Source organism: Burkholderia sp. MSMB1498, assembly GCF_001526245.1.
Taxonomy (GTDB): domain Bacteria; phylum Pseudomonadota; class Gammaproteobacteria; order Burkholderiales; family Burkholderiaceae; genus Burkholderia; species Burkholderia savannae.
The window spans coordinates 90769-116365 of sequence record NZ_LOYJ01000099.1 but is presented as its reverse complement, the minus strand read 5'-3'; the positions used below and the strand labels follow the sequence as shown (position 1 = coordinate 116365).

21 protein-coding genes and 1 pseudogene are annotated in these 25597 nt (G+C 69.8%); 8 read left to right on the top strand and 14 right to left on the bottom strand.

Annotation, left to right across the window (positions count from 1 at the left end):
• Window positions 1-65 precede the first annotated feature (65 nt).
• Window positions 66-659, bottom strand: coding sequence for a GNAT family N-acetyltransferase (locus WS91_RS21125; protein WP_059670946.1), 594 nt, complete (start codon window positions 657-659; stop codon window positions 66-68).
• 566 nt (window positions 660-1225) lie between these two features.
• Between WS91_RS21125 and WS91_RS21120 the strand changes: the two genes are divergently transcribed.
• Entirely contained in the window at window positions 1226-1909 is a 684-nt protein-coding gene (locus tag WS91_RS21120) for a CoA pyrophosphatase (RefSeq protein ID WP_038745552.1), read from the top strand.
• A 108-nt stretch (window positions 1910-2017) separates the two neighbouring features.
• Window positions 2018-2956, top strand: coding sequence for a CobD/CbiB family protein (locus WS91_RS21115; protein WP_038745550.1), 939 nt, complete (start codon window positions 2018-2020; stop codon window positions 2954-2956).
• 157 nt (window positions 2957-3113) lie between these two features.
• Here the strand turns inward: WS91_RS21115 and WS91_RS21110 are convergent, their stop codons facing one another.
• The 3 genes from WS91_RS21110 to WS91_RS21100 form a co-directional block, all read right to left on the bottom strand.
• Window positions 3114-3431, bottom strand: a complete 318-nt coding sequence (locus WS91_RS21110) for a putative signal transducing protein (protein WP_038745548.1) — start codon at window positions 3429-3431, stop codon at window positions 3114-3116.
• 61 nt (window positions 3432-3492) lie between these two features.
• Window positions 3493-4437: a ribosome small subunit-dependent GTPase A gene (gene rsgA / locus WS91_RS21105; RefSeq protein ID WP_038745546.1), complete on the bottom strand. Its 945-nt coding sequence runs from the start codon at window positions 4435-4437 to the stop codon at window positions 3493-3495.
• Window positions 4434-5693, bottom strand: a complete 1260-nt coding sequence (locus WS91_RS21100; protein WP_038745544.1) for a M48 family metallopeptidase — start codon at window positions 5691-5693, stop codon at window positions 4434-4436. The genes rsgA and WS91_RS21100 overlap by 4 nt, the downstream gene beginning before the upstream one ends.
• A gap of 117 nt (window positions 5694-5810) precedes the next feature.
• Between WS91_RS21100 and orn the strand changes: the two genes are divergently transcribed.
• Entirely contained in the window at window positions 5811-6416 is a 606-nt protein-coding gene (gene orn, locus WS91_RS21095; protein WP_059584572.1) for an oligoribonuclease, read from the top strand.
• 326 nt (window positions 6417-6742) lie between these two features.
• On the opposite strand, the gene mog is transcribed toward orn, so the two are convergent.
• Window positions 6743-7369, bottom strand: a complete 627-nt coding sequence (gene mog / locus WS91_RS21090; protein WP_081989424.1) for a molybdopterin adenylyltransferase — start codon at window positions 7367-7369, stop codon at window positions 6743-6745.
• On the bottom strand, window positions 7344-7958 hold the full coding sequence (yjgA, locus tag WS91_RS21085) for a ribosome biogenesis factor YjgA (protein ID WP_272482185.1): 615 nt from the start codon (window positions 7956-7958) through the stop codon (window positions 7344-7346). Before yjgA ends, mog begins: the two co-directional genes overlap by 26 nt.
• A 157-nt stretch (window positions 7959-8115) precedes the next feature.
• Here yjgA and pmbA point away from each other — a divergent pair, with 157 nt between their 5' ends.
• Entirely contained in the window at window positions 8116-9486 is a 1371-nt protein-coding gene (gene pmbA, locus WS91_RS21080) for a metalloprotease PmbA (RefSeq protein WP_059670945.1), read from the top strand.
• A gap of 123 nt (window positions 9487-9609) precedes the next feature.
• On the opposite strand, the gene WS91_RS21075 is transcribed toward pmbA, so the two are convergent.
• From WS91_RS21075 to WS91_RS37495, 4 genes and pseudogenes are all read right to left on the bottom strand, one after another.
• Entirely contained in the window at window positions 9610-10113 is a 504-nt protein-coding gene (locus tag WS91_RS21075) for a dihydrofolate reductase (RefSeq protein WP_038745536.1), read from the bottom strand.
• Window positions 10114-10345: 232 nt separating this feature from the next.
• A pseudogene (locus WS91_RS21070) lies at window positions 10346-11972 on the bottom strand (sigma 54-interacting transcriptional regulator); the annotation flags it as partial.
• A gap of 863 nt (window positions 11973-12835) precedes the next feature.
• Window positions 12836-13456 carry a hypothetical protein gene (locus WS91_RS36120; protein ID WP_156432423.1) on the bottom strand — a complete coding sequence of 207 codons (621 nt, stop codon included), beginning with the start codon at window positions 13454-13456 and terminating at the stop codon, window positions 12836-12838.
• A 144-nt stretch (window positions 13457-13600) separates the two neighbouring features.
• Complete coding sequence (locus tag WS91_RS37495) at window positions 13601-13972, bottom strand: hypothetical protein (RefSeq protein ID WP_059670942.1); 372 nt, start codon at window positions 13970-13972, stop codon at window positions 13601-13603.
• A 524-nt stretch (window positions 13973-14496) separates the two neighbouring features.
• On the opposite strand from WS91_RS37495, the gene WS91_RS21045 reads away from it, so the two are divergent.
• Window positions 14497-15882 (top strand): sigma-54 dependent transcriptional regulator, encoded by a 1386-nt coding sequence (locus WS91_RS21045; protein WP_038745530.1) that lies wholly within the window; start codon window positions 14497-14499, stop codon window positions 15880-15882.
• Window positions 15883-15938: 56 nt separating this feature from the next.
• Window positions 15939-16910: a thymidylate synthase gene (locus WS91_RS21040; protein ID WP_038745528.1), complete on the top strand. Its 972-nt coding sequence runs from the start codon at window positions 15939-15941 to the stop codon at window positions 16908-16910.
• A gap of 79 nt (window positions 16911-16989) precedes the next feature.
• On the opposite strand, the gene WS91_RS21035 is transcribed toward WS91_RS21040, so the two are convergent.
• Together WS91_RS21035 and WS91_RS21030 are read right to left on the bottom strand one after the other, a co-directional pair.
• The gene (locus WS91_RS21035; protein ID WP_059671000.1) at window positions 16990-19536 is read right to left on the bottom strand and encodes a DUF6600 domain-containing protein; all 2547 of its coding nucleotides are present in this window, start codon (window positions 19534-19536) and stop codon (window positions 16990-16992) included.
• A 155-nt stretch (window positions 19537-19691) separates the two neighbouring features.
• Window positions 19692-20402, bottom strand: a complete 711-nt coding sequence (locus WS91_RS21030) for an ArsR/SmtB family transcription factor (RefSeq protein WP_059647838.1) — start codon at window positions 20400-20402, stop codon at window positions 19692-19694.
• Window positions 20403-20796: 394 nt separating this feature from the next.
• Between WS91_RS21030 and WS91_RS36115 the strand changes: the two genes are divergently transcribed.
• Window positions 20797-20937, top strand: coding sequence for a hypothetical protein (locus tag WS91_RS36115; protein ID WP_145986828.1), 141 nt, complete (start codon window positions 20797-20799; stop codon window positions 20935-20937).
• A 136-nt stretch (window positions 20938-21073) separates the two neighbouring features.
• Window positions 21074-21580, top strand: coding sequence for an acyl-CoA thioesterase (locus tag WS91_RS21025; protein WP_038745524.1), 507 nt, complete (start codon window positions 21074-21076; stop codon window positions 21578-21580).
• A gap of 597 nt (window positions 21581-22177) precedes the next feature.
• Here WS91_RS21025 and fumC read toward each other — a convergent pair.
• Both fumC and WS91_RS21010 read right to left on the bottom strand, forming a co-directional pair.
• Window positions 22178-23572, bottom strand: coding sequence for a class II fumarate hydratase (fumC, locus tag WS91_RS21020; protein WP_038745522.1), 1395 nt, complete (start codon window positions 23570-23572; stop codon window positions 22178-22180).
• A gap of 577 nt (window positions 23573-24149) precedes the next feature.
• On the bottom strand, window positions 24150-25544 hold the full coding sequence (locus tag WS91_RS21010) for an MATE family efflux transporter (protein ID WP_038744498.1): 1395 nt from the start codon (window positions 25542-25544) through the stop codon (window positions 24150-24152).
• Window positions 25545-25597: the final 53 nt, after the last annotated feature.

Genomic DNA, 25597 nt, shown 5'->3' with positions numbered 1-25597 from the left:
CGGCCGGCACGCGTGCCGCTCGTGCCAGCGGAGCGCCGGCACGGTCGGGGCGCGCGGCGGCTCGCTCACAGGAACTGGCCGAGGGGCAGGTCGAGATCGATCGTCGCACGGCTCAGTTCCGCTTCGGCGGCCCGCGCCTTCGCGGAAAAGAGCCGCATCAGCACGACCTTGTTCAGCGTGTCGCTGCGCAGCGCGCCCTGCGCGCGGCTGCCGATCAGCGTGACGCGCGCGGCGACCGGCCAGCGCCCGGCGCGCGCATAGAAGCGCGCGAGCGGCGGATCGCACGTGAACACGCCGATGTCGATGCCGCTCGCTTGCAGCCACTGCGTCGCCGCCGCGACCGTGCGCGTGCCGAGGCCCGCGCGCCGGTGCGCGGGATCGGTCGCCACCCAGCTGAGCCCGCCGATCGAGAAGCGCTCGCCCGCGTGCGAGATCGTCTTGCGCACGACGGCCGCGTAGCCGACGACTTCATGGTTCGCCGGCGTCGATACGTAGAACGACATCGCGTCGAGGCGAGGATCGTGGATCACCTGAGTCGTTTCGCCGGGGGCAAACGCATCGTCGGGGTCGACGCGTTGGTGGAGCAGGGCGAACTGGCGTCGAAGCGCGTCGGGCGCGTCGTTGTAGCGAATCGAGTGGAGTGCGTAGGCGTTCGTCATGTCGCGGGGTCATCGTGATATGGGCGGGTGGGGCGTGACAGCGAGGCGCGCCGGGGTTCATGCTGGTTCGTCGGCGTTCGGTTTGCCGATGGTCGGGCTTGCTGTCGGGCTTGTTGCCGGGCGGGCGAAGCGGCTGTCGGGCCGGTTTTCCGCTCGTCCGGGTTTGCCCGGCGCGGGGCCGAATCGCCCCGGCTCTCGAAGGCCCGGGTGCGACGACGGTTGCCCGAGCGGTCCGAATCCCGGGCTGCGCGGATGGCGCTCGCATGCAAGTTGCCGGTTCCGCGGGATGCACAAACGGCGGCGCCGGTTCGTGCCGGATATTCATTCGATCGCGGGCGCGTCAGGCGGTTCGTGGATGTAGCGCGAATCGGGCCAACTTGCATGCCGTCGATCGGTGCGCCGCGGACGGCATCGCTGCGGCACCATATAATGAGCCACGCATCGACGCACGCGCCGCCGATTTGCCGGTTGCCGACGGCAGTGCCGCCCGACGATCCGCCGCGATGGGCGTTTTTTTCTTTCCGGCGCGACAATATGGTCATATCCATTCCGAGAAGAGCGTCCCCTTGATCCGTCGCCCCATCATCGACCCCGAAGTGCTGCCGATCGAGACGACCGGCGCCGGTCTGCCGGCCGTCCCGCCGCCGTTGCTCACGCCGGCCGGCTTGCGCAGCCGTTTCGAGCAGCCGCCCGAATGGACGCAGGAGCCCGTCGAGGTGCAGCTCGCCGACGGCGTCGATCCGCGCAGCGCGGCGGTGCTCGTGCCGCTCGTCGTGCGTGAGCGTGGCCTGACCGTGCTGCTCACGCAGCGCGCGGACCACCTGAACGACCACGCCGGCCAGATCAGTTTCCCGGGCGGGCGCCGCGAGCCCGACGACCGCGACGCGAACGCCACCGCGCTGCGCGAGGCGCGCGAGGAAATCGCGCTCGCGCGCGAGCGCGTCGAATTGCTGGGCGCGCTGCCCGACTATCTGACGGGCACGGGTTTTTGCGTGACGCCTGTCGTCGCGCTCGTGCATCCGCCGTTCACGGTGCAGGCGGACACGCTCGAAGTTGCCGAGATTTTCGAAGTGCCGCTCGATTTCCTGATGGACCCCGCGCACCACCAGGTGAGGGTGTTCCGCTGGGAGGGCGGCGAGCGGCGCTTCTTCGCGATGCCGTATCCGCGCGGGCCGGTCGGCGGCCAGTATTTCATCTGGGGCGCGACGGCCGGCATGCTGCGCAACCTGTACCGCTTCCTCGCGGCCTAGCGGCCTAGCGGCCGGCGCCACAGTCGACGCACGCCGCAGCCATCCGGCGCGCCCGCTGTGCTATCTTTACGCGAAAAATCAATCACCCAGAACGGCACGGCCCTTCGCATGACTTTCTTCTCGGTTCTCCTTGCCCTCATCATCGAACAGGTCCGCGCGCTGTCGCCGAGCAATCCGGTCTTCGCGCTGTTTCAGTCTCATGCGGAATCGGCTGCGCACGGCTTCGACGCCGGCAAAAGGAAGCATGGCGTGCTCGCCTGGCTCGTCGTCGTGCTGCCCTGGGTGCTTGCCGTCGGGCTCGTCTATTTCCTGCTGTACAAGGTGAGCTTCGTGCTCGCGTTCCTCTGGAACGTCGTCGTCGTGTACTTCACGCTCGGCTTCCGGCAGTTCAGCCATTACTTCACCGACATCCACCTCGCGCTCAACAACGACGACGTGCCGCGTGCGCGCGACATCCTGCGCGAGTGGACGGGCATCGACACGGTCGACATGCCGGTCAGCGAGATCGTCCGCCATACGCTGATCCACGCGGTCGTCGCGTCGCATCGGCACGTGTTCGGCGTGTTCTTCTGGTTCGTGCTGCCGGTCGGCCCGGCGGGCGCGGTGCTGTACCGGATCGCCGAATATCTGTCGCGCAGCTGGTCGGCGCCGGCGGACGACCGCACCGCGGCGTTCTCGACGTTCGCGCAGCGCGCGTTCTTCGTGATCGACTGGGTGCCGGCGCGCCTGACGGCGCTCGGCTTCGCGATCGTCGGCAACTTCGAGGATGCGATCTACGCATGGCGCAATCACACGCGCCAGTGGCCCGACTCGAACGACGGCGTGCTGCTCGCGGCCGGCAGCGGCGCGCTCGGCGCGCGGCTCGCGGGCCCGCTCGCCGAGCAGTCGAGCATCGATGCGCTCGCGGCGGGGGACAACGGGCCGGTGACGGTCGGCGACGACTGCACGCCGCGCACGCTGCAGTCGGCCGTCGGCCTCGTGTGGCGCGCGGTGATCCTGTGGATGCTGCTTCTGTTGATGCTGACGATCGCCGTCTGGGTGTCGTGATGCGGCGGGGGCGTTGCGCGTGCTTCGCCCCGACCGCGACAGCCAACGAAAAAGCCGGCTTCGAGCCGGCTTTTTTGCGCCTCGTGCCGTGTCGAGCGGGGCGCGCACGTTATTGGTGCGGCGTCGGGCCTGCGGGGCGAGCCGGCACGCGGTGCGGTCAGCCGTCGCGCGGGTCGCGGCCCGCGCCGCAATGCCAGCACGCGGTGAACTGTGCGTCGAGCGTCTCGCCGCAGCGCGCGCAGCGCCACGGCGCCGCGCCGGCGGGCGGCCCGGCCGATGCCGCCTCGATCAGCCGCCGCGCGAGCGCCTCGTCGCGTTCGTCGTCGAGCCAGATTTCCGGCAGGCACGCGTCCATCGGCAGGCCGCCGAGCGCGCCGCTGGCGTAACAGTTGTGCAGCTCGCAGCCGACGCCTGCGACGTCGAGCACGTTCGCCCAGTGCTGGGCGGTGGCGAGGTCGGGGGCCTTGAAGCGCATCGGCGTCTCCTCCGTGCGTGACGAACGGGCGGCGGCGGCGCGGGGCCGCCGGGCCGCCCGGCTAGCGGACGATCTGGCTCGCCTCGTGCACGAGCTGCGCGTACAGCGCGTGGCGCGAGGCCGCGATCCTGCCGCCGGCGACGGCTTCCAGGATCGCGCAGCCCGGCTCGTGCAGATGATGACAATTATAGAAACGGCAATGCGGCAACAGCGGCCGGAACTCCGGGAACGCGCGCTCGAGGCGGCCTTCCGTCAGATGATAGAGGCCGAACTCCTGGAAGCCGGGAGAATCGATCAGCGCGCCGCCTTCCGGCAGCGGATAGAGGCGCGTGAACGTCGTCGTGTGGCGGCCGCTGTTGAGCGCCGCGGAGATCTCGCGCGTCGCCGCCTCGGCGTCGGGCACGAGCAGGTTCACGAGCGTCGATTTGCCCATCCCCGACTGGCCGAGCAGGATCGTCGAATGGCCGGCGAGACGCGGCGCGAGCTGCGCGCGCGCGTCGTCGGGCGCGCCCTTGATCGACAGCTCGAGCACGTCGTAGCCGAGCGCGCGGTATGACGCGAGACGCTCGCGCGCGGCCGGCAGCGCGGCCTCGACGTCGATCTTGTTCAGCACCACGACGGGCTTCAGCGCGTTCGCCTCGGCGGCGATCAGCGCGCGGCCGAGCAGGTCTTCGCTGAAATACGGCTCGGTCGCGAGCACGATCAGCAACTGATCGAGATTCGCCGCGAAGAGCTTGGACTTGAACTGGTCGGAGCGGTAGAGCAGGTTGCGCCGCTCGCCGATCTCGACGATCACGCCCTGATCGGCCGACGTCCGTTCGTAGACGACGCGGTCGCCGACCGCGACGTCGCTTTTCTTGCCGCGCGGAAAGCACTGCAGCATCGGGCCGCCGTCGGCGGGCGCGACGATGTAGTGGCGGCCGTGCGCGGCGATCACGCGCCCTTCGACGCGCTCGCCGCCGCGCGCGGCGGCCTTGGCCGGCTGCTTGGTCGGCGCGTGCTTCATGAGTGCTGGAGCAGCCGGTCGATCCGTTGCGACGCGGGCGGGTGCGAGTAATAGAACGCGGTGTAGACGGGGTCGGGCGTGAGCGTCGATGCGTTGTCTTCGTAGAGCTTCACGAGCGCGTTGACGAGGTCGCGCGCGTCGGTCTGGCTCGCGGCGAACGCGTCGGCTTCGAACTCGTGCTTGCGCGAGCTCAGGCTGCCGAGCGGCGTGACGAAGAACAGGAACACCGGCATCGACAGGAAGAACAGCACGAGCGCGACGCCCGCGTTGCTGCCGGCGAGCGACGGCATCACGCCGAGGCCCGTGTAGAACCACGCGCGCTGCGCGAGCCAGCCGAGCAGCGCGAGGAGCGCGAGGCTGAGCGCGAACGTCCAGAGCATGCGCTTCATCACGTGGCGGCGTTTGAAATGGCCGAGCTCGTGCGCGAGCACCGCTTCGATCTCGTTGCCCGTCAGGCGGGCGAGCAAAGTATCGAAGAACACGATCCGCTTCGACGCGCCGAAACCCGTGAAGTACGCGTTGCCGTGCGCGGAGCGGCGGCTGCCGTCCATCACGAAGAGGCCCTTCGCCGCGAAGCCGCAGCGCTTCATCAGCCCTTCGATGCGCGTGCGCAGCGCGTCGTCGGACAGCGGCTCGAACTTGTTGAAGAGCGGCGCGATGAAGCTCGGGTAGAGCACGAGGACGAGCATCTGGAAGCCGACCCACACCGCCCACGTCCACAGCCACCAGAGCGCGCCCGCCTGGTTCATCAGCCACAGCACGACGAAGAGGAGCGGCAGCCCGAGCGCCGCGCCGAGAAGCGCGTTCTTCGCGAGATCGGCGAAGAACAGGCGCTTGGTCATCCGGTTGAAGCCGAAGCGCTCTTCGATGCCGAACTGGCGGTAGTACTCGAACGGCAGGTCGACCGCGCCCGAGATCACGAGCACCGCGGCGACGAGCGCGACCTGCTGGCCGTAGCCGCGCCCGAGCCAGCCGGAGAGCAGCGAATCGAGCGCGCCGACGCCGCCGAGGAGCGTGAGGCCGACGAGCACGGCCGAGCCCACGACGATCTCGAACATCGTGAGCCGGGTGCGCTCGATCGTGTAGTCGGCGGCGCGCTGATGCGCGGAAAGCGGGATCGTTTCGCGGAATTGCGCGGGCACGCGGGCGCGATGCGAGGCGACGAAGCGGATCTGCCGCGACGCGAGCCACAGCTTGGTGCCCGTCATCGCGACGACCGCGACGGCGAAGAGCAGGGTGAAGGTATAGGCGGACATCGAAGGCGCTGGTGGTATCTATGCGAGAATTATATGTTCTTGCGGACCCGGCCCGCTCGTCGTTTGCCGGCCCGCCCGGCGGCGCGCGCGCCGTCCGCCCATTTCCCAGGATTGCACATGACCGATATCTCCGCCGCGGCCGGCCAGCCCGCGCTCGTTCGCAACGAATTGAACCTCGTGTGGCTCGACATGGAAATGACGGGCCTGAACCCGGACACCGACCGCATCATCGAGATCGCCGTCGTCGTCACCAATTCGACCCTCGACGTCGCGCTCGAAGGGCCGGTGCTCGCGATCCATCAGAGCGACGAGACGCTCGCGAAGATGGACGACTGGAACAAGAACACGCACGGCCGCTCCGGCCTCATCGACCGCGTGCGGGCGTCGCGCGTCACCGAGGCGGACGCCGCCGCGCAGATCGCGGCGTTTCTCGGCCAGCACGTGCCGCCCGGCAAGTCGCCGATGTGCGGCAACTCGATCTGCCAGGACCGCCGTTTCATGGCGCGCTGGATGCCGGAGCTCGAGCGTTTCTTTCATTACCGCAATCTCGACGTCAGCACGCTCAAGGAGCTGTGTCGGCGCTGGCAGCCCGCGATCTACAAGGGCTTCCAGAAGCGCGCGATGCATACCGCGCTCGCCGACATCCACGAGTCGATCGACGAGCTCAAGTACTATCGCGAGCACTTCCTGATCCCGGCCGCGCCGGCGGGCGAGACCGCTTAAGCGGAGCGGGGCGGCGCGCGCGATCCGGCGCGGTGCCCGTGCGCGGCGCGTGCCGGCGCGCTCGCGCGCCGCGCCGAGCGGCCCGCAGCCGGCGTACGGCGCGGCGCCCGCGCCGCATGTCGCCGCGTTGCGCCGCGCCGCGTGCTCCACGAAGGCCGCCGTGTGCGCGGCCGGCACGTCGGACGGGCCTCGCGGCCCGCGTGCGTCGAATGTGCCTCGACCGCCCGCGGCGGGGGCGTCTTCCGGAAGGCTGTCTGCCGCGGAGGCGCCTATCACGGAATCGGCTGCCTTGGCGAGCTGCGCGGCCACGCCGCCAACGGCCGCCGTCACTTCGGCGCGCGCACCGCGCTCTTCGGCCGGAACGCCGCGCATACGGCCGGATTCGTCTGCGCGTAAGGGCCGCCGATCAGGTCGATGCAATACGGCACCGCAGCGAAAATACCCGGCACCGCGACCTTGCCGTCGTCGCCGCGCAGCCCTTCGAGCGTTTCCTTGATCGACTTCGGCTGGCCGGGCAGGTTCACGATCAGCGCCGCGTGGTCCGCGGTCTCGCGGATCACCGCGACCTGCCGCGACAGGATCGCGGTCGGCACGAAATTCAGGCTGATCTGCCGCATCTGCTCGCCGAAGCCCGGCATCTCCTTCGTCGCGACCGCGAGCGTCGCCTCGGGCGTCACGTCGCGGCGCGCCGGGCCCGTGCCGCCCGTCGTCAGTACGAGGTCGCAGCCGAGCGTGTCGACGAGCTCGATGAGCGTCGCCGAGATCGTCGGCGCGTCGTCCTGGATGAGCCGCGTTTCGGCGCGCCACGGCGACGCGAGCGCGGCCGCGAGCCACTCGGCGAGCGCCGGGATGCCCTTGTCCTCGTAGACGCCGCTGCTCGCGCGGTCGCTGATCGACACGAGGCCGATCACGAGTTCGTCGGGATGGTTACGCTTGGTCGTCGTCGTCTTCATCGTCGGAAGGGGAGGAGTGCTCGGGCGAGTCGTGCGCGTCGCCCGCCGAGCCGCTCGCCGTCTTGATCCACTGGAACAGCTCGCGGAAGTAGCGCGGCGGCCTGCCTTGCTGCACTTCCTTGCGCGCGTTGCGGATCAGCGTGCGGCCTTCCTGCACGTCGGCGGCCGGATGCTCGCGGATGAACGCGGTCAGCGCGTCGTCGCTCGCGAGCAGTTGCTCGCGGGTGCGTTCGATCCAGTGCAGGCGCGCCGTCTCGGCCTTGTTCACGCCGCGCTGCGTGTCGAGCGCCGTGCGCAGCGCGGCCGTCTCGTCGGCGGTGAGCGAGCGCATCACGCGCCCGACGTACTGAACCTGGCGGCGCTTGCCCTCGTGATCGGTGATGCGGCGCGCCTCGCGCACGGCGTCGGCGAGATCTTCCGGCATCGGCATGCGCTTTAGCGCGTCCTTCGGCAGCTCGACGAGGGCGGAGCCCAGTTCCTGCAGCGCGTGCATGTCGCGCTTCAGTTGGGATTTGCTCGGGCGATCGTAGCCGTGGTCGGCGTCCTCGCCGGCGTGCTCGATCGGTTGGATGCGGGTTTTGCGTGTCATGGGCGGCATTGTATCGCGGCGCGCACCGCACGCCGCGCATCGCCGCAGCGCGCTGCGTTCGCCGACTCGCGTCGCCGGCGCCGGACCTTGCTATGATCGCGGGATACGCACATTTCGAAACACGCGGGCGACCCGCCCGCCACCGGATATCACGACGATGGCTGCAAACCTCGACGCCCAGGCGCACTATTTCCCGCACACGCAGGACGAACTGAAAGAAATCGCGACGGACATCCTCCGGCACGCGAAGGCGCTCGGCGCGACCGACGCCGCGACCGAGATCTCCGAAGGCGACGGCCTGTCGGTGTCGGTGCGGCGCGGCGAAGTCGAGACGATCGAGCACAACCGCGACAAGACGGTCGGCGTGACCGTCTTCATCGGCAAGAAGCGCGGCAACGCGAGCACGTCCGATTTCTCGCCCGCGGCGCTGAAGGACACGGTCGCGGCCGCGTACAACATCGCGCGCTTCACGGCCGAGGACGACGCGGCCGGGCTCGCCGAAGCCGAGCTGCTCGAAACCGATCCGCGCGATCTCGACCTCTACCATCCGTGGTGCATCTCGGCCGACGAAGCGGTCGACATCGCGCGCCGCGCGGAGGACGCCGCTTTCGCGGTCAGCCCGCAGATCCGCAATTCGGAAGGCGCGAGCGTGTCCGCGCAGCACTCGCAGTTCGTGCTCGCGACGACGCGCGGCTTCCTCGCCGGCTATCCGTACTCGCGCCACTACGTCGCGTGCGCGCCGATCGCGGGCAGCGGCCGCCACATGCAGCGCGACGACTGGTACACGTCGAAGCGCCGCGCGGACGAGCTCGCGTCGCCCGAGTCGGTCGGCCGCTATGCGGCCGAGCGTGCGCTCGCGCGGATGGGCGCGCGCCGGCTCGACACGCGCAAGGTGCCCGTGCTGTTCGAGGCGCCGCTCGCGGCGGGCCTGCTCGGTGCGTTCGTGCAGGCGGTGAGCGGCGGCGCGCTGTATCGGAAGACGTCGTTCCTCGTCGACAGCCTCGGCAAGGAAGTGTTCGCGCCGCACGTGCAGATCGTCGAGGACCCGCACGTGCCGCGCGCGATGGGCAGCGCGCCGTTCGACGAGGAAGGCGTGCGCACGCGCGCGCGCAGCGTCGTGAAGGACGGCGTGGTCGAGGGCTATTTCCTGTCGACGTATTCGGCGCGCAAGCTCGGCACGCAGACGACGGGCAACGCGGGCGGCTCGCACAACATCGCGCTGAGGAGCGCGCAGACGAAGCCGGCCGACGATTTCGGCGCGATGCTCAAGAAGCTCGGCACGGGCCTGCTGCTGACCGAACTGATGGGGCAGGGCGTCAACTATGTGACGGGCGACTATTCGCGCGGCGCGGCGGGCTTCTGGGTCGAGAACGGCGTGATCCAGTATCCGGTCGAGGAAATCACGGTTGCGAGCACGCTGCAGGAGATGTTCCGCCACATCGTCGCGATCGGCGCGGATTCGATCGTGCGCGGCACGAAGGAAACGGGCTCGGTGCTGATCGAACAGATGACGATCGCCGGGCAGTGAGCGCCGCGATCGGTTCGATCGCACGCAAAAACAAGAAGCGCCGCGGGAAGCGGCGCTTTTTTTGTCGTCGGACGTTATGCCGTCGGGCAGGCGGGCGCGGGATCATGCGCCGTCCGGCGTTCGTCAGCCGGCGCGCCTGCGACGGTAGACGACGAACGCGTACGCGAACTCGTTCGGCTGCGCCGCGCGATGCGCATCGCGCGACACCTCTTCCCAATGCGCGGGATCGGGCGCGGGGAACGACGCGTCGCCTTCGAAGTCCTCGTCGATCTCGGTGACGATCAGCTTGTCCGCGTGGCGCAGGCCCTCCGCGTAAAGCTGCGCGCCGCCGATCAGGAACGCCTCGGCCGCGCCGTCGCGCTCGGCGAGCGCGAGCGCGTCGCCGAGCGACGTGACCGTGTCGCAGCCGTCGAAGCGACGCGCGGCGTCGCGCGTGACGACGATGTTGCGGCGGCCGGGCAGCGGCCGGCCGATCGACTCGTGCGTCTTGCGGCCCATGACGATCGGCGCGCCCATCGTCGTGCGCTTGAAGAACGCGAGATCCTCGGGGAGTTTCCACGGAAGTTGGTTGTCGCGGCCGATCACGCCGTTGCGGGCGCGTGCGACGATCAGGGTCAGCGTCGTCATGACGGGAACAGTAGAGATGCCGGGGGCACGATTCTACCGGATCGCGCGTCGGCCGCCGCGCGGCGCTTCGGCTTCGTTCGGCGCCGCCGCACGGGCGGCGTTCGCGCGTCGCGCCGGCTCGAAAGGCGACGGGTGCGTGATTCGCGTCGCGGCGTGCCCGGCGGCGGACGCTTCGCGTTCCGCGTTCCGCGTTCCGCGCGCCGCGTGCCGCGTGCCGCATGCCGCGCGCGCGTCACGCGTGGTCGGCCTCGTCGTCCGGGGCGCTCGCGCCCGGTCGATGCGTTCCCCACGACAAGTCGCGCAGGCCGTGCGACACCATCAGCCGATACAGCGTCGCGCGCGACACGCCGAGCTCCGCCGCCGCCTCGGTCAGGCGGTTGCGATGCCGCAGCAGCGACGCCTCGATCGTGCGGCGCTCGGCGCGCTCGCGCGCCTCGGCGAGCGTCGTCGCCTGGCGCGTCGCGAACGGCGCGAGATCGAGATCGGCGGCCGACAACTGGCGGCTGTCGGACATCACGATCGCGCGCCGGATTCGGTTGATCAACTCGCGCACGTTGCCGGGCCACTGGTAGTTGTACATCGCCTCGACCGCGCACGACGTAAAGCCGTGAATCCTGCGCGCGCCGTCGCTTCTGAAGCGATGCAGGATGTGATGCGCGAGGATCTCGATGTCCTTGCCGCGCGCGCGCAACGGCGGCTCTTCGAGCTTCAGCACGCATAGCCGGTGATACAGGTCCTCGCGAAAGCGGCCGTTGCGCATCGCCGCCTCGAGATCGACGTGCGTCGCCGAGATGATCCGCACGTCGACGGGAATCGAATCGTGCCCGCCGAGGCGCTCGATCCTGCCTTCCTGAAGGAAGCGCAGCATGCTCGCCTGGCTTTCGAGCGGCATGTCGCCGATCTCGTCGAGGAACAGCGTGCCGCCGTCGGCCGCCTCGACGCGGCCGATCTTGCGCTGGCTCGCGCCCGTGAACGCACCGCGCTCGTAGCCGAACAGTTCCGACTGCAGCAGGTGATTCGGAATCGCGCCGCAGTTGATCGCGACGAACGGCGCCTTGCGGTGTTCCGAGCGCTCGTGGATCGCGAGCGCGGTCAGCTCCTTGCCGGTGCCGGATTCGCCGGAGATGAACACGGTCGCGTCGGTGGCGGCGACCTTGCGGATCATCCGGAACAGCTGTTGCATCGCGTCGCACGCGCCGACCATCTCGTCGCCCGTCGCCTGCGCGGCGCCCGCCGCGATATCGAGGTCGCACAGCGCGACCATGCCGTATGCATGGCCGACGAGGTAATCGATCGTCTCGTGCGGCGGCGGGCCTTGCATGTAGTCGAAGCAGTATTGGCGAATCAGCCGGCGCACGTCGGGATCGTTGAGGCGGGTGTCGCCCGCGAGCGCGATCCAGCCGACTTGCTGTTGTCGCAGCACCGATTCGAGCGTCGGCAGCTCGCGCGGCGCGAAGCCGTCGAGATCGGCGATTCCCGCCTGCGGCTCGTCCGGCTTCACGCGCCGCGCCGCTTCGTTCGCCGAGCGTGCGACGTGCACGTTCCAGTGTCGCGCGCGCAGATGCTCGACGAGCACCGTGTCGGGCGTGCGCGACAGGTAGACGAGCTGGCGCGCGGCCGTGTCGGCCGGCGGGACGCACGGATGCGCGGCGTGACCGGGCGGCGTGCAACCGGAGGAGGAGCGGGAGTCTTGCACGATGCACCTCTGCATGGATGTTGTTCAGAACGTGTCGCGGATGTGCGCGCCGAGAGCGGCGCGCGATGTCCGGTGCGGGCGTCGCGTTCGCCGCATGCGTCGCGGCGAGCGCGCCGGCGCCGCGATCGAGGCGGGCGAGCGGCGAAGGGGGCGACGCCGTTTGGCCGGCGCTCGGCTCGGGCGCGGCGCATGCGTATTCGTCGAGCATTCGTTCAGGTCGGAAGCGCGGCGATGCGCGCGACGCGCGTCGCGCGATGCACGGACGGCGCGCGCGTGCCGGGTGCGTGAAGTCGGACGACGCGGCCGCGCGGCGCCGCCGACCGTGTCCGGCCGAGCGGCGACGCCGCGATCGAGGACGCGCGCGCACGGCGCGCGGCGCGCGAATGCGGCGGCTGGCCGAACGAGCGTCGGCGCGGTTTCCCCGGCCATGTCGGTCCCCCCGTTGCGCGACGCGCCGCATGTTCGGCGGCGCGACGCACACTCCCCGGTAAGAGCCGTCGACGGCTGCGCGTCAGCGCGGCGACGACGAATGGTTGTCTTGCCTGTCGCCGGCATTGCCGGCGGTCTTCGATTCGATGATGCCGATCGCACGCGCCGCGCCGCGACGTGTGCTCGACGCGGCGAGCCGGTTCGCTCGCCGCGCCGGAAAAACGTGTGCGCCGGCGCGACGCGCCGCCGCGTCGCCGGCGTCGTCAGTGTCGCCGGCGTTGCCGGCGTCGTGCGTCCGGCGCGACCGCCGCGGCATGCATGTCGCGGCCGGTGCGCGCACAAGCGCCGATGCGCACGCGGCCCGATGCGAATCGCGTCGGCGGCGCGCGTCGCGGGCCACGCTCGATGTCATTGCGATCCGCTGATCGCGCCCGCTTGTCGCGGCGGCGTCGGCGCGATCGACGCGCGCGCATCCGCGCGGCACGGCGTTGCGCGGCGCGACGCCGTGTGCGTTGTCTGAAGTCGGGCGAAGCGCCGAGGCGGGCGCGAAACCGGCGGCCGTTGCAGGCTTCGCCGCTGCAAAGCGTGGGCGCGTCGTCATCCTGCGCTCCGACGTCTAGGAATTCCGTTGTCAAAAAGAGTGCCCGCCGGGGGACGGAGCACCAAAACGTTTGCCGTTGCATGAACGGCTTCGGCTATCTGGACGACCTGGACGATTCCGATGAGATGTGCGAGCGCGTCGCCGTGGCGCAATGCACGCTGCATGTCATGCCCCCCCGACGGCTGTCCCAGATTTCCGTGTTTCGAGGCCGCCTCGGATAGCGCGCTATCCGGGGCGGTCTCCACTTCCGCGCTCAGCGTGAGGATCGTGACGCTGCGGCGCTGAAGGCCTGCGGCGCCCGCGCGACGAAGCGCGGGCGGCGAACCTGACGGGTTCGACAATGCGATGCATCCGGCGCTCGTCGGCGCATGCGATGCGCGAAGCCGAGCGAGCCGGATGGAAATGTGCGAATGCTTCGAATCGGAGTGAGGCCAAACGCGCGTGCGGCGCGCGGCGGCCGCGTTCGCGCGCCGCATGCAGGCATGCACGGCCGGCGCGCCGAGACGGTCGCGATCGTCGCGAATGCGCGACGCGCGTCGGCGATTCGCCGCGCGCGATTCGACCGCGTGCTCGCGCGCCGCGCCGCGCGGAACCGCGCCCATCGGCTCGGCGCGCACGTTCGCGTCGCTGAAACCGATCCGCACGGCGGACAGCGTGCGGCGCGACGACGGGTGCGAAGCGTCGGGCATTGCGGTCATCTTGTCTCCTGTTCGCGTTGCGTTGTTTTGTCGCGGCGGGCTCGCCCTTTGCATTCGAATGCGTCATTGCCTCGTATCGCGCGTGCCGTCGCTGCTGACCGTGCGCTGTGCGTCGGCCGGCACGGGCAGCGGCGTCGGCGGGCCGATCTCGTCCCATAGCGTCACGGCTGCGCCGCCGCCGACGAGCGGTGCCGGCGTCGCGACGGGAACCGGTGTCGCCGTGTGCTCGCGCGGTCGCGCGAACGCGCCGGCGTCGACGCGCGCGATGCGTTCGGTCCATTCGGCCGAGGCGACGTGCACGGGCTTCGCATCGGTGATTCGATTTGTTTCGTTTTCGTGCGCGGTTGCGACGAAAGGGGACAACACGGCAAACCACGCGGCGAGCACAGTGGCGGTGCAATGAGGTCGATAGGCAAGACAGGCCGCAATTCGCATGGCGTCTCTCCGGTTTGCCGGTGATCCAGCGAAATGCATGCCATCGCGCGCAATCCGTTGACCGGGCGGGCTGCGCGAATGCGCGGACGAATCGGGGCGCGCTCGATCGCGCGCAAAACGTTTCAGGTCTGAAACGGGCACTTGGGAATACCGCTGATTCAAAAATTGACGGGCTAATCTAATCTTCTATTCAAGCGTGCAACGAATTAAGCGAATTGATAAACACAGTCTTTCGGAGTTTAAGCAGAAGAATGCAATGCCGTTTTAATGCAGTCCATGCTGAAAAGAGTTGATTTAATTCATTTGCTTTGTCGCACGCTTGTCAGTACGCTGAAACAACATAGAGTCGAGAAACGGGCGGCCGTGACCACCGCTCTTTTTCGAGCCAAGCGCCGATCTACGGGGAAACGCAGTTCCAGTGTTGTGAAAAATGACGAGCCGAGTTCCTCTCGCGGGTTCCGGCTCGGTTCCGTCGCGCGCCTGTGCCAGGCGGCGCGACGCAATTCGATTGACTGGGTGGCGTCATGGATGTTGCGGCAAGGCATCTCATCTACTATTCCCATCGTCCGGATGCGGATCTGCGGCGCTGTTTCGATCAGCACGGATGGCAGGTCGACGTCGTCGATTCGCCGCGCGAGATGCGGCGCTCCGCCGCGCGCGACGTGATCGCGGGCGGCTTGCTCGATTTTTCTTGCGGCGTCGGGGCCGCCGAATTGCGCGAGCTCGAAGCCAGCTTGAAGACGCCGAACGTGGGATGGATCGCGACGACGAGGCGGGGGCAGATGGAAGACGACGCGGTGCGCCGGCTCGTGCGCGATTACTGTTTCGACTACGTGACGGTGCCTTACGAATGCGAGCGCATCGTCGAATCGGTCGGCCACGCGTACGGGATGGTCACGCTGTCGGAAGGGCTCGCGCCCGCCGCCGCGACGGTGCGCAACGAAGGCGAGATGGTCGGCACCTGCGACGCGATGCTCGCGCTCTTCAAGATGATCCGCAAGGTGGCCGCGACCGACGCGCCCGTGTTCATCTCCGGTGAGTCGGGGACGGGCAAGGAGCTCACGGCGGTCGCGATTCACGAGCGTTCGTCGCGCGTGAGCGCGCCGTTCGTCGCGATCAATTGCGGCGCGATTCCGCCGACGCTGTTGCAGGCCGAGCTGTTCGGCTACGAGCGCGGCGCGTTCACCGGCGCGAATCAGCGCAAGATCGGCCGCATCGAAGCCGCGAACGGCGGCACGCTGTTCCTCGACGAAATCGGCGATCTGCCGTTCGAGAGCCAGGCGAGCCTCTTGCGCTTCCTGCAGGAGCACAAGGTCGAGCGCGTCGGCGGGCACACGTCGATTCCGGTCGACGTGCGGATCATCTCGGCGACGCACGTCGACATGCAGGTCGCATTGCGCAACGGCCGCTTTCGCGAGGACCTGTATCACCGGCTATGCGTGCTGAAGCTCGAAGAGCCGCCGTTGCGCGAGCGCGGCAAGGACATCGAGATCCTCGCCCGGCACATGCTCGAGCGTTTCAAGGGCGACGCGCACCGGCGGTTGCGCGGCTTCACGCCCGACGCGATCGCCGCGCTTCACAACTACGCGTGGCCGGGCAACGTGCGCGAGCTGATCAACCGGGTGCGGCGCGCGATCGTGATGTCGGAAGGGCGGATGATCAGCGCGGCGGATCTCGAGCTGTCGAACTACGCGGAAGTCGTGCCGATGTCGCTCGAGGAGGCGCGCGAAAGCGCGGAGCGGCACGCGATCGAAGTCGCGCTGCTGCGGCATCGCGGCCGGCTCGCGGACGCCGCGCGCGAGCTCGGCGTGTCGCGCGTGACGCTCTACCGTCTGCTCTGTGCGTACGGGATGCGCGACGACGGCAGCACGCGCGCGAAGCGCGAAGAGGACCTGCGTCGGGCCTGCTGACGCGGCCCTTGCTAAAATGGCGGGCACGGCCGCTTTCCGCGGCCGGAGGAACCCGCATGAAACAGTATCTCGACCTCGTTCGCACCATTCTCGACACCGGCACCTGGCAGAACAACCGCACGGGCATCCGCACGGTCAGCATGCCCGGCGCGATGCTGCGCTTCGATCTGCAGCAGGGCTTTCCCGCGGTGACGACGAAGAAGCTCGCGTTCAAGTCGGCGATCGGCGAACTCGTCGGCTTCCTGCGCGCGAAGCGCAGCGCGGCCGATTTCCGCGCGCTCGGCTGCAAGGTGTGGGACGCGAATGCGAATGAGAACGCGCAGTGGCTCGCGAACCCGTACCGCCGCGGCGCGGACGATCTCGGCGACGTGTACGGCGTTCAATGGCGGCAGTGGCCGGGCTACAAGGTGCTCGACGCGCACGCCGACGCGCAGATCGCCGATGCGACGTCGCGCGGCTTTCGCGTCGTCGCCCGATTCGACGAAGGCGGCGCGGGCAAGGTGCTGCTCCACAAGGCGATCGATCAGCTGCGCGATTGCCTCGACACGATCGTGCGCGATCCGTCGAGCCGGCGCATTTTGTTTCACGGCTGGAACCCCGCGGTGCTCGACGAGATCGCGTTGCCCGCGTGCCATCTGCTGTATCAGTTCCTGCCGAACGTCGAGCGCCGCGAAATCTCGCTGTGCCTGTACATCCGCAGCAACGACGTCGGACTCGGCACGCCGTTCAATCTCGCGGAAGGCGCGGCGCTCCTCGCGCTCGTCGGCCGGCTGACGGGCTACGCGCCGCGCTGGTTCACGTACTTCGTCGGCGATGCGCACATCTACGAGAATCAGCTCGACATGCTGAAGCAGCAGCTCGAGCGCGAGCCGTTCGAGAGCCCGCGGCTCGAGATCGCCGAGCGCGTGCCCGATTACGCGAAGACGGGCAAGTACGAGCCGGAATGGCTCGAGCGCGTCGAGCCGTCGGATTTCACGCTCGCCGGTTATCGCCATCACGAGCCGTTGAGCGCGCCGATGGCCGTCTGAGCGACGCGCCGCTCGTCGGCCGAATCATGAAAAAACCCGCGAAACTCGCGGGTTTTTTTGTTTGATGCACGGCGCGACCTCACGCACGCCGACGTTCTTCGCGGTGCGCATCGGAGCCGTGCTGCTGATCCGGACGCACCTGGCGCGCCGGCTCCTGGCGCGGCGCGGGAGGCGGTGGGTTGTGCGGCACGGCGGGCGGCGGCGGCGCGGGGCGCGGTTCCATGCGAGGCGCCTCCATTCGCGGCGCGGGGGCGCGAGGCGCTTCCATCCTCGGCGCTTCCGTCTGCGGACGCGGCGCAGGGGCCGGCGCGCGATATTCGTTGCGCGGCGCGTCCTGACGCGGCATGCCGCGCGGCGCCTCGGTCGCGCGCATTTCGTTTCGCGGCGCGGGCTGCGGCTGCGTCCGCTCGGCGGGCTGCGGCGCGGACGGCGCGGGGTGGATGGGCGTGGGCGTCGAGCGGATCGGCGGCACCGCGTTCTGCGTCGGCGAACGGTAATTGAGCGGCGCATTCGGCCCGGCGTTCGCGCGAGGCTGGCCTTCGTTCGCGTGCTGCTGCTGGATCGGCGGATGCGGCTGCGTCCACGACGGCTGCGCGCGCTGCGCTTCGCCCGGTGCGCGTGATTCCGCGCGCGCGCCTAGGCCCTCGTCGGCTGCGGGCGGCCGCGGTACGCCATTGTTGAACGCCGGCGCGGGATTCGGGCGAGACACGTTCGGCTGGGCGGCGTTCGGTTGCATCGCGTTCTGCGGGCCGCCCGGCGCGTGCGGCGCATTCGGCTGCGTGAGGCCCGGTTGCGGGATGCCGGGGCGCGCGAGGTTCGGTTGGGCCGCATTCGGCTGCGGCATGTTCGGCTGCGGTGGCTCGCCCGCGCGCGCGGCCGGGTTGCCGGCGCCGCCCTGCGGTCCGCGGCCGGGTTGAGCGACAGGCGCGTGCGTATCGACGAGCTGCACGTTGCGCATCGCCCAGCGGTTCGGCGCACCCGCGTTTTCGGGCGAGCGCACCGGCCGCATCGCATAGTTCGGCGGCGCCGAGGTCTTTACGACGGGCGCGCCCGCGCCCGGCACCCGCGCGCCGCTTTGCGCGAGGTGCGCGGCGAGCTGGTCGTGATAGGCGGCCGGCACGACCGGGTTGCGCGTCGCGACGATCGCGCGCTGCTCGACGGCCGCGGGCGGCCGGTACGCGGCGTTGCGCAGCGCGCCCGCGAAGCTTTGCCGCACCGGCGCGACGCCCGGCGCGCCCGAGCCGACGTGCGCGTTGCGCCACTGCTGCGGATCGACCTTCTGCGCGAAGCGCGACACCGGCTGCCCGTGGACGAACGCGGTCGCGGGCACGGCCGTCACCGCGTTCGGCGCGCGGAAGTTCACGTACGTGTTGTGGATGTTCGTGATGTTCGTCACGTTCACCGTCTTGTTGACGTTGATGTTGTTGACGTTGTTCACGATCACCGTCCGGTTCACGTGCTGGTAGTAGTGCGGGCTCCAGCCGCCCCAGCTCGGCCGCCACGGATCGTGCGGGCCGAGCGGGAACCACGCGACGCCCGCTGCCGCGATTCCGCCGATCGCGAGGCCGACGCTCCAGTCGAAGCCGCCGCCGCCCCCGCCGACGAACGCGACGAGCGCGGGCGCGTAGCACGGCGGCGCGCTGACGACGAGCGGGCCCGGCACCCAGGCCCACGAATCGTCGACGTAGGCCCAGCGGCCGTAGTGGTAAGGCGCGAAGCCCCACGGCTGGTCGTCGACCCAGGTCCAGCCCCACGGCGCCTGCCAGATCCAGTGGCCGGTGCGATACGGCGCCCAGCCGGCGGGCACCGCGCTCGGCACCCACACCTCGCCGTAATCGGGGTCGTCGCGCCACGAGCCGTTCGCGTCGAGATCCTGGTAGCCCGGGATTTCGCGCGACACGTAGCGCGCCGACACCGAGCGCTCCTCGGCGGCATCGCGGCTCGCGGCCCATTCGTCGAGAACGTCGGGCGGCGGCGCGGCGCCCGTGTCCGCGACTTGCAGCCCGGTGCCCGTGAAGACGACCCGCTGGCCGGCCGACACCGGCATCTGCGCGCCGTCGCCGTAGACGGTCGCGCTGCCGCGCCGCACGGTGACGGTCGTGCTCGAGCCGTCGGGCGCGACGTCGACCCGATAGTCGCCGGGCGAGCCGACCGCGAGCGCGAGGTTCGGCGTGTCGACTTCGTACGACGTGCCGGGCGGCAACTCGCGCACGTGCGTCGACAGCGTGCCGAGCGGCACCTTCAACTGCGTGTTCGTGTCGTCGAGGTTGAGGAGCGACAGGCTCGTCGACTGGCCGAGGCGCACCGCGGTCGAGCCGATGTGCAGCTCGGAGCGCGCGCCCGAATCGTTCCATAGCTGGTCGCCGGTCGTGAGCGGGCGATTGACGGCCGCGTACGACCAGTCAATCGCGCCCGCGGGCTCGGTCGTCACGGCGCCGGACAGGTAATTGAGGCGCGCGACGCGGCTCGGCGGATCGCCGCCCGCTTGCCGGGCGACGCCGGCGGGTGGCGCATCGATGGTCTGCGCGATGGCGGGCGGCAAGGCGGCGAGCATCGCGACGGCGACGAGCGTGTGGCGGGCGATGCGCGACAGCGCAAATGGACTATGAACGGCGAGGATGGTCATCATTGTCTCTGTTATGTCCGGCGTGGCACGCGCCGTATGAATCCACTCTATCCGCTCGACATGTTTCAGTGACGGTCGTTTTGTTATGCGATTTGACGTGCGTGTAACAAGAATTGTCGGCACTCGGGAATTCGTCAGACCGATGAAAGCGCGCGTCATCCGCCGGTAAACAGCGCGTCGAATTCGCGCTGCCCGGCGGGCGTCACGCGCAGCACGCGCGGCTTCGCCGCGTGCTCGATCCAGCCGCGCCGGCAGAAGCTGTCGAGGAGCGCGGCGCCGAGCGCGCCGCCCAGGTGCGGACGACGCTCGCTCCAGTCCGGGCACGTGCACGCGAAGCGGCGGCGCTTCGCGCGCTGGCCGCCGATGTCGACGCCCCATTGCGCGAACTGCGCGGCGCCCGCCGCGGTCGCGTCGAGCGCGCCGTCCGCCATCGTCAGCCAGCCGCGCGACATCAGCCGCTCGAACACCTGGACCGCGAGCTCGCCCGCCATGTGGTCGTAGCAGGTGCGCGCGTAGCGCATGTCGGGCGGCACGGTGCGCGCCGGTTGCGGCGTCGGGCGCCGCGGCGCGGCCGCCTGCGCGACGTTCGCGAGCGCCTCGATCGCCGCGGCGATGTCGGGCGACGCGATCCGGTAGTAGCGGTGGCGGCCGCGCACGTCGAGCGCGAGGAGGCCGCCGTCCGCGAGCCGCGCGAGATGCGCGCTCGCCGCTGACGGCGACAGCCCGGCGATCATCGTCAGCTCGCCCGCGGGGCGCGCGCTGCCGTCCATCAGCGCCCAGAGCATCGCGGCGCGCCCCGGATCGGCGAGCAGCGCGCCCAGATGGCTCAGGCCGGGGAAATGGTGGTGGCGGTCGGAGTCGGACATTGGCGGATTTCGGACAGGGGGATGTGTTCGAGTGTAGGCGCGTATTGCATTCGATGTTTCGGCGTCGGGTGAAATGTCGAATGCGCGCCGGGCTTGATGACTGAAGCCGGCGTTGCGGTTCGGGCGCATGCCGGGGTTCGGGTTCAGGTTCAAGTCGTGGCATTGGCTCCGGTTCGGGCGCATGCTCGGGATCGGGCTCTGGCTCAGGTTTAGGTTTGGGTTTGGGCTCAGGGCAAGGAGCAGGTCCAGGGCAAGGTGTCTCGGATTAGGGCGACCCGACGTCATGCGCCCGCCGCCTTCGGCGCGTGTCCCGACAGCGCGCGTAAAATGCGACGACCGCTGACCCGGCGGCGCGCCATCGCGGCGCGCCGGCCATTCGACGACGCTTCTCCCGATGAAAACGCTTGTTGCAACCCTCATTGCCGTCTTTGTCTGCACCGGCTGCGCGTCCGGCGGCGCGGGCGGGTCCGGCGCCGGCACCGGCCGCATCGAGATGTACGGCACGATCGATCAGGGCATCACGATCCGCAACTGACGGCGCGGCCGCGAGCTAGCGCCGCTTTCGCCCCGGCGTGCGCGGCGGGCCCGGCTCGGCGGGCGCGACGCTTTGTCGCAGCGCAACGTATAATCATCTCCTTTCCCGCTACACCGCAGAACTGGAGCTAGCCGACATGCCCGCCACGCCTTCCGCGCCGCTTGATCGCACCGAAACCGTTTTCCGCTTCCTCGCCGAGCCGACGTCCGTGAACTTCGGCGGCAAGGTGCATGGCGGCGCGTTGATGAAATGGATCGACGAGACCGCGTATGCGTGCGCGGCGATCTGGTCGAGCCGCTATTGCGTGACGGTGAGCGTCGGCAACATCCGCTTCCAGCGGCCGATCCTCGTCGGCAATCTCGTCGAGCTGAAGGCGCGCGTCGTCGCGACGGGCCGCACGAGCATGCACATCCACGTGTCGGTGCACGCGGGCGATCCGAAGGGCGGCGTGCTGCGCCAGACGACCGATTGCCTCGTCGTGTTCGTCGCGGTCGACGAGAACGGCAATCCGGTGCCCGTGCCGCCGTTCGAGCCCTCCACCGACGAGCAGAAGCGGCTCGCGCAATACGCGATGGAAGTGCGGGCCGCGCTCGACAAGATCGTCGAGCTCAAGCCCGAGGAAGTCGCGAAAGGGGAAGTGTGAGCGCGCATCGGCGCTCGTCGCGCGGCCAAGCGGGCGCGTGAGCGGGGGCCGCCGGGCTCATCGAACCGAAGACGCCGCGATCGTTCGCGGCGTTTTTCATTGGAGCGGCGCGGCGCGATTGGAGCGGCGAGGCGCGGCGTGAAAGCGGGGCGGCGTGCGCGGGCTTGCGTCGACGTGCGTCGCACACGTTGCTCACGCATGCTGCAGCGATTGCGCGTCGAGGGTGCATCGAGGGCGCGCCGGGATCGTACGGTCGGCAGGGCGGCGGCGATCGAATGCCCGCGAGCACGTTCACGTGATGATGACCGTGCGCTTCGATTCGATTACATCGGATCGAACGCAGACGATCGAGCGCCGATGATCGAACGCCGACGATCGAGCGCCGACGATCGAGCGCGTTCGATCAAGCCGGCGACGATCAACCGGCGACCATCGAACGACAACCGGCAATCACAAGGCGCCGGCCGCCCAGCGCCGATCCAGCGCGGGCGAGCGGGCTCCGCCACCGGCCCGCCGCCGCGCCGGGCCGTCGTCGGCCCGCGCGACGCCGACCGAGTCGCGGCCCCGCCGTGCGTCGCGCGTCGCCGGCATCGGACATCAGCCGTTGCCGACCATCTTCTCCGGCCGCACCCATTCGTCGAACTGCGCTTCGGTCACGTAGCCGAGCGCGAGCGCCGCGGCTTTCAGCGTCGTGCCTTCCTTGTGCGCCTTCTTCGCGATCTGCGCGGCCTTGTCGTAGCCGATGTGCGGATTGAGCGCCGTCACGAGCATCAGCGATTCGTTCAGGAGCGCGTCGATGCGCGGACGATTCGGCTCGATCCCCACCGCGCAGTGATCGTTGAAGCTCTGCGCGCCGTCCGCGAGCAGCCGCACGGATTGCAGCACGTTGTGCGCGATCATCGGCCGGAACACGTTCAGCTCGAAATTGCCGCTCGCGCCGCCGAAGTTCACCGCGACGTCGTTGCCGAACACCTGGCAGCACAGCATCGTCACGGCTTCGGACTGCGTCGGGTTGACCTTGCCCGGCATGATCGAGCTGCCCGGCTCGTTCTCCGGAATCGACAGCTCGCCGAGCCCGCAGCGCGGCCCGCTCGCGAGCCAGCGGATGTCGTTCGCGATCTTCATCAGGCTCGCGGCGACGGTCTTCAGCGCGCCGTGCGCGAACACGAGCGCGTCGGCCGCGGCCATCACCTCGAACTTGTTCGGCGCGCTGACGAACGGCAGCCCGGCGAGCCGGCCGATCTCGGCCGCGACGCCCGCGGCGAACTTCGGATGCGCGTTGAGCCCGGTGCCGACCGCGGTGCCGCCTTGCGCGAGCTCGTAAAGATGCGGCAGCGCCGCTTCGGCGTGGCGGATGCCCTGATCGAGCTGCGCGACGTAGCCGGAGAATTCCTGGCCGAGCGTGAGCGGCGTCGCGTCCTGCAGGTGCGTGCGGCCGATCTTCACGATGTCGGCGAACGCGGCTGCCTTCGCGTCGAGCGTCGCGCGCAGCGTGCGCAGCGCGGGCAGCAGATGCGTGACGATCGCGCGCGCGGCGGCGATGTGCATCGCGGTCGGGAACACGTCGTTCGACGACTGGCCGCGATTGACGTCGTCGTTCGGATGCACCTTGCGGCTCTCGCCGCGTTCGCCGCCGAGCAGCTCGCTCGCGCGGTTCGCAATCACCTCGTTCAGGTTCATGTTGGTCTGCGTGCCCGAACCCGTCTGCCAGACCGCGAGCGGGAATTCGTCGGGGTGCTTGCCCGCGACGATCTCGTCGGCGGCGGCGATGATCGCGTTCGCCTTGTCTTGCGCGAGCACGCCGAGCTCAAGATTGACGGCGGCGGCCGCCCGCTTGATCAGCGCGAGCGCCTCGATCAGCTCGGGCGACTGCTTCTCGGTCGAGATCTTGAAGTTCTGCAGCGAGCGCTGCGTTTGCGCGCCCCATAGCCGGGCCGCGGGCACTGCGATTTCACCGAACGTGTCGCGTTCCATCCGTACTGCTTCGCTCATGATTGCTCCTTCAGATGACGGGGGACGCCGCGCGGACGCGGCGCAATGCGCATGCGGGGACGGGGCCGTTCTCGCGACGGCGGCCGCTTGATCGGCAAGCATAGCGCCGCGCGCGATTTCGTGCCGCGGCGCGCGTGGCGGACAATGCGAACGCGGGAGGAATCGGGCGCGGGCGGGGCGGGGCGCACGCGCGTCGCGGCGATCGGGACGGCGTGGCGTATGCGAGCGCCGGCGCGATTGGCGGGACGTGGATGCGCCGATTTCGCTCGGCGCCGACGTCGCGCGCGGCCGCACTCGACGCGAGGCGACGCGGACTGTCCGGTCGGCGTCGCCTTGCCGGATGGATGGCGGTCAGCCGATTCGACGGCGTCGACGAGGCGGCGATCGCATGCGCGCATCGTGCGGCGAATCGGCCGATGCTTGCGATGATGCGTGCCGTAGAGTCCGATGAAATGAACATAGGCCGCTCGCGGCGGCGAATGAGCGCTTGCGCGGATCGCCGTCGCCGTGTTCGCCTGCGCTAACGCGCTAACGCGCTAACGCGCTAACGCGCTAACGCGCGCGCCGAAGCCCGCGCTTAACCGCGCGCATGCGTCCTGAGCGCCGCGCTCTTCCGATGGAAACGCCACGTCATCAGCACCGCGACGCTCGCGAGCCCGGCGGCGAGCCCCCACCACAGCCCGCGCGCGCCGAGGCCCGCATGGAACGCGAACCAGTAGCCGGTCGGAAAGCCGATGCCCCAGTAGCCGAGCGTCGCGGCGAGCATCGGCACGCGCGTGTCCTTCAGGCCGCGCAGGCAGCCGGAGCCGACCGTCTGCATCCCGTCGACGATCTGGAACACGGCGGCGATCCCGAGCAGCGACGTCGCGAGCGCGACGGTGTGCGCGTTCGCGGGATCGTCGAGTTTCAGATAGAGGCCGACGATCGCGTGCGGCGCGACGATCAGCACGAGTCCCGACAGCGACATGAACGCAATGCCGAGCCCGAGCGCGACGAAGCCCGCGTGCCGCGCGGCAACGGGCGCGCCCGCGCCCGCCCAGTAGCCGACGCGCACGTTCGCCGCCTGGCCGATCGCGAGCGGCACCATGAACGCGACCGACGCGACATTGAGCGCGATCTGATGCGCGGCGAGCGACGATTCGCCGAGCACGCCGACCGTGAGGCCCGTCGCGAGGAAGAGCGTCGATTCGACGCCGTACGTGATCGCCACCGGCCAGCCGATGCCGAACAGCTCGCCCATCAGCGGCAGCCGCGGCCGCGCGGCGACGACGAAGTGCTTGAACGCCGGCCGCCCGTGCAGCAGCGCGACGAGCAAGAGCGCGGAGAGCCAGATCGTGATCGTCGTCGCGGTCGCGGAGCCGAGGAAGCCGAGGCGAGGCAGCCCGAACGCGCCGTGGATCAGGCCGTAGTTGAGGAACGCGTTGACGCCGACGCCGGCGAGCGACACCCACAGCAGCCGCTTCGCCGCGCCGATCGCGGGCAGGAACGAGCGCATCAGCCCGACGCCGATCAGGCTGCCGGGGGCCGCGAAGCGCAGCACGGCCGCGTATTCGCCGACATTGCGCGCGAGCGCCGCCGGTTCGCCGAACGCGCGCAGGAGCGGCTCCGCGAACGACAGCAGCGCGAACGCCGGAACCGCGAGCAGCAACGACAGCGCGAAGCCCGTCCAGTAGATGTGCGGCACGCGGTGCTCGGCCTGCGCGCCGCGCGCGTGCGCGACGCTCACGCTGACCGACGTCAGCACGCCTTGCAGCAGCGTCACGACGACGAAGAACAGATTCGCGCCGAGGCCGCCCGCCGCGAGCGAGTCGGGGCCGAGCGAGCCGAGCAGCACGGTGTCGGTGACGCTCATCGCCATTTGCGACAGCTGCGCGATCGCGAGCGGCGCGGCGAGGCGCGCCGTATCGGCGGCGTGACGGGACAGGGTGGGGGGCGGCGCGGCGGCCGCTCGCGTGAAACTGGTAGGCGACATGGGACGCGTTCGCGCGGACGGCCTGCCCGCGCCTTTGCTTATTTTTAGGAAAC

Coding starts and splice junctions, on each gene's coding strand:
- WS91_RS21125 (WP_059670946.1), bottom strand. CDS start 659: ATGACGAACGCCTACGCACTCCACTCGATTCGCTACAACGACGCGCCC.
- WS91_RS21115 (WP_038745550.1), top strand. CDS start 2,018: ATGACTTTCTTCTCGGTTCTCCTTGCCCTCATCATCGAACAGGTCCGC.
- WS91_RS21110 (WP_038745548.1), bottom strand. CDS start 3,431: ATGCGCTTCAAGGCCCCCGACCTCGCCACCGCCCAGCACTGGGCGAAC.
- rsgA (WP_038745546.1), bottom strand. CDS start 4,437: ATGAAGCACGCGCCGACCAAGCAGCCGGCCAAGGCCGCCGCGCGCGGC.
- WS91_RS21100 (WP_038745544.1), bottom strand. CDS start 5,693: ATGTCCGCCTATACCTTCACCCTGCTCTTCGCCGTCGCGGTCGTCGCG.
- orn (WP_059584572.1), top strand. CDS start 5,811: ATGACCGATATCTCCGCCGCGGCCGGCCAGCCCGCGCTCGTTCGCAAC.
- mog (WP_081989424.1), bottom strand. CDS start 7,369: ATGAAGACGACGACGACCAAGCGTAACCATCCCGACGAACTCGTGATC.
- yjgA (WP_272482185.1), bottom strand. CDS start 7,958: ATGACACGCAAAACCCGCATCCAACCGATCGAGCACGCCGGCGAGGAC.
- pmbA (WP_059670945.1), top strand. CDS start 8,116: ATGGCTGCAAACCTCGACGCCCAGGCGCACTATTTCCCGCACACGCAG.
- WS91_RS21075 (WP_038745536.1), bottom strand. CDS start 10,113: ATGACGACGCTGACCCTGATCGTCGCACGCGCCCGCAACGGCGTGATC.
- WS91_RS37495 (WP_059670942.1), bottom strand. CDS start 13,972: ATGCGAATTGCGGCCTGTCTTGCCTATCGACCTCATTGCACCGCCACT.
- WS91_RS21045 (WP_038745530.1), top strand. CDS start 14,497: ATGGATGTTGCGGCAAGGCATCTCATCTACTATTCCCATCGTCCGGAT.
- WS91_RS21040 (WP_038745528.1), top strand. CDS start 15,939: ATGAAACAGTATCTCGACCTCGTTCGCACCATTCTCGACACCGGCACC.
- WS91_RS21035 (WP_059671000.1), bottom strand. CDS start 19,536: ATGACCATCCTCGCCGTTCATAGTCCATTTGCGCTGTCGCGCATCGCC.
- WS91_RS21030 (WP_059647838.1), bottom strand. CDS start 20,402: ATGTCCGACTCCGACCGCCACCACCATTTCCCCGGCCTGAGCCATCTG.
- WS91_RS36115 (WP_145986828.1), top strand. CDS start 20,797: ATGAAAACGCTTGTTGCAACCCTCATTGCCGTCTTTGTCTGCACCGGC.
- WS91_RS21025 (WP_038745524.1), top strand. CDS start 21,074: ATGCCCGCCACGCCTTCCGCGCCGCTTGATCGCACCGAAACCGTTTTC.
- fumC (WP_038745522.1), bottom strand. CDS start 23,572: ATGAGCGAAGCAGTACGGATGGAACGCGACACGTTCGGTGAAATCGCA.
- WS91_RS21010 (WP_038744498.1), bottom strand. CDS start 25,544: ATGTCGCCTACCAGTTTCACGCGAGCGGCCGCCGCGCCGCCCCCCACC.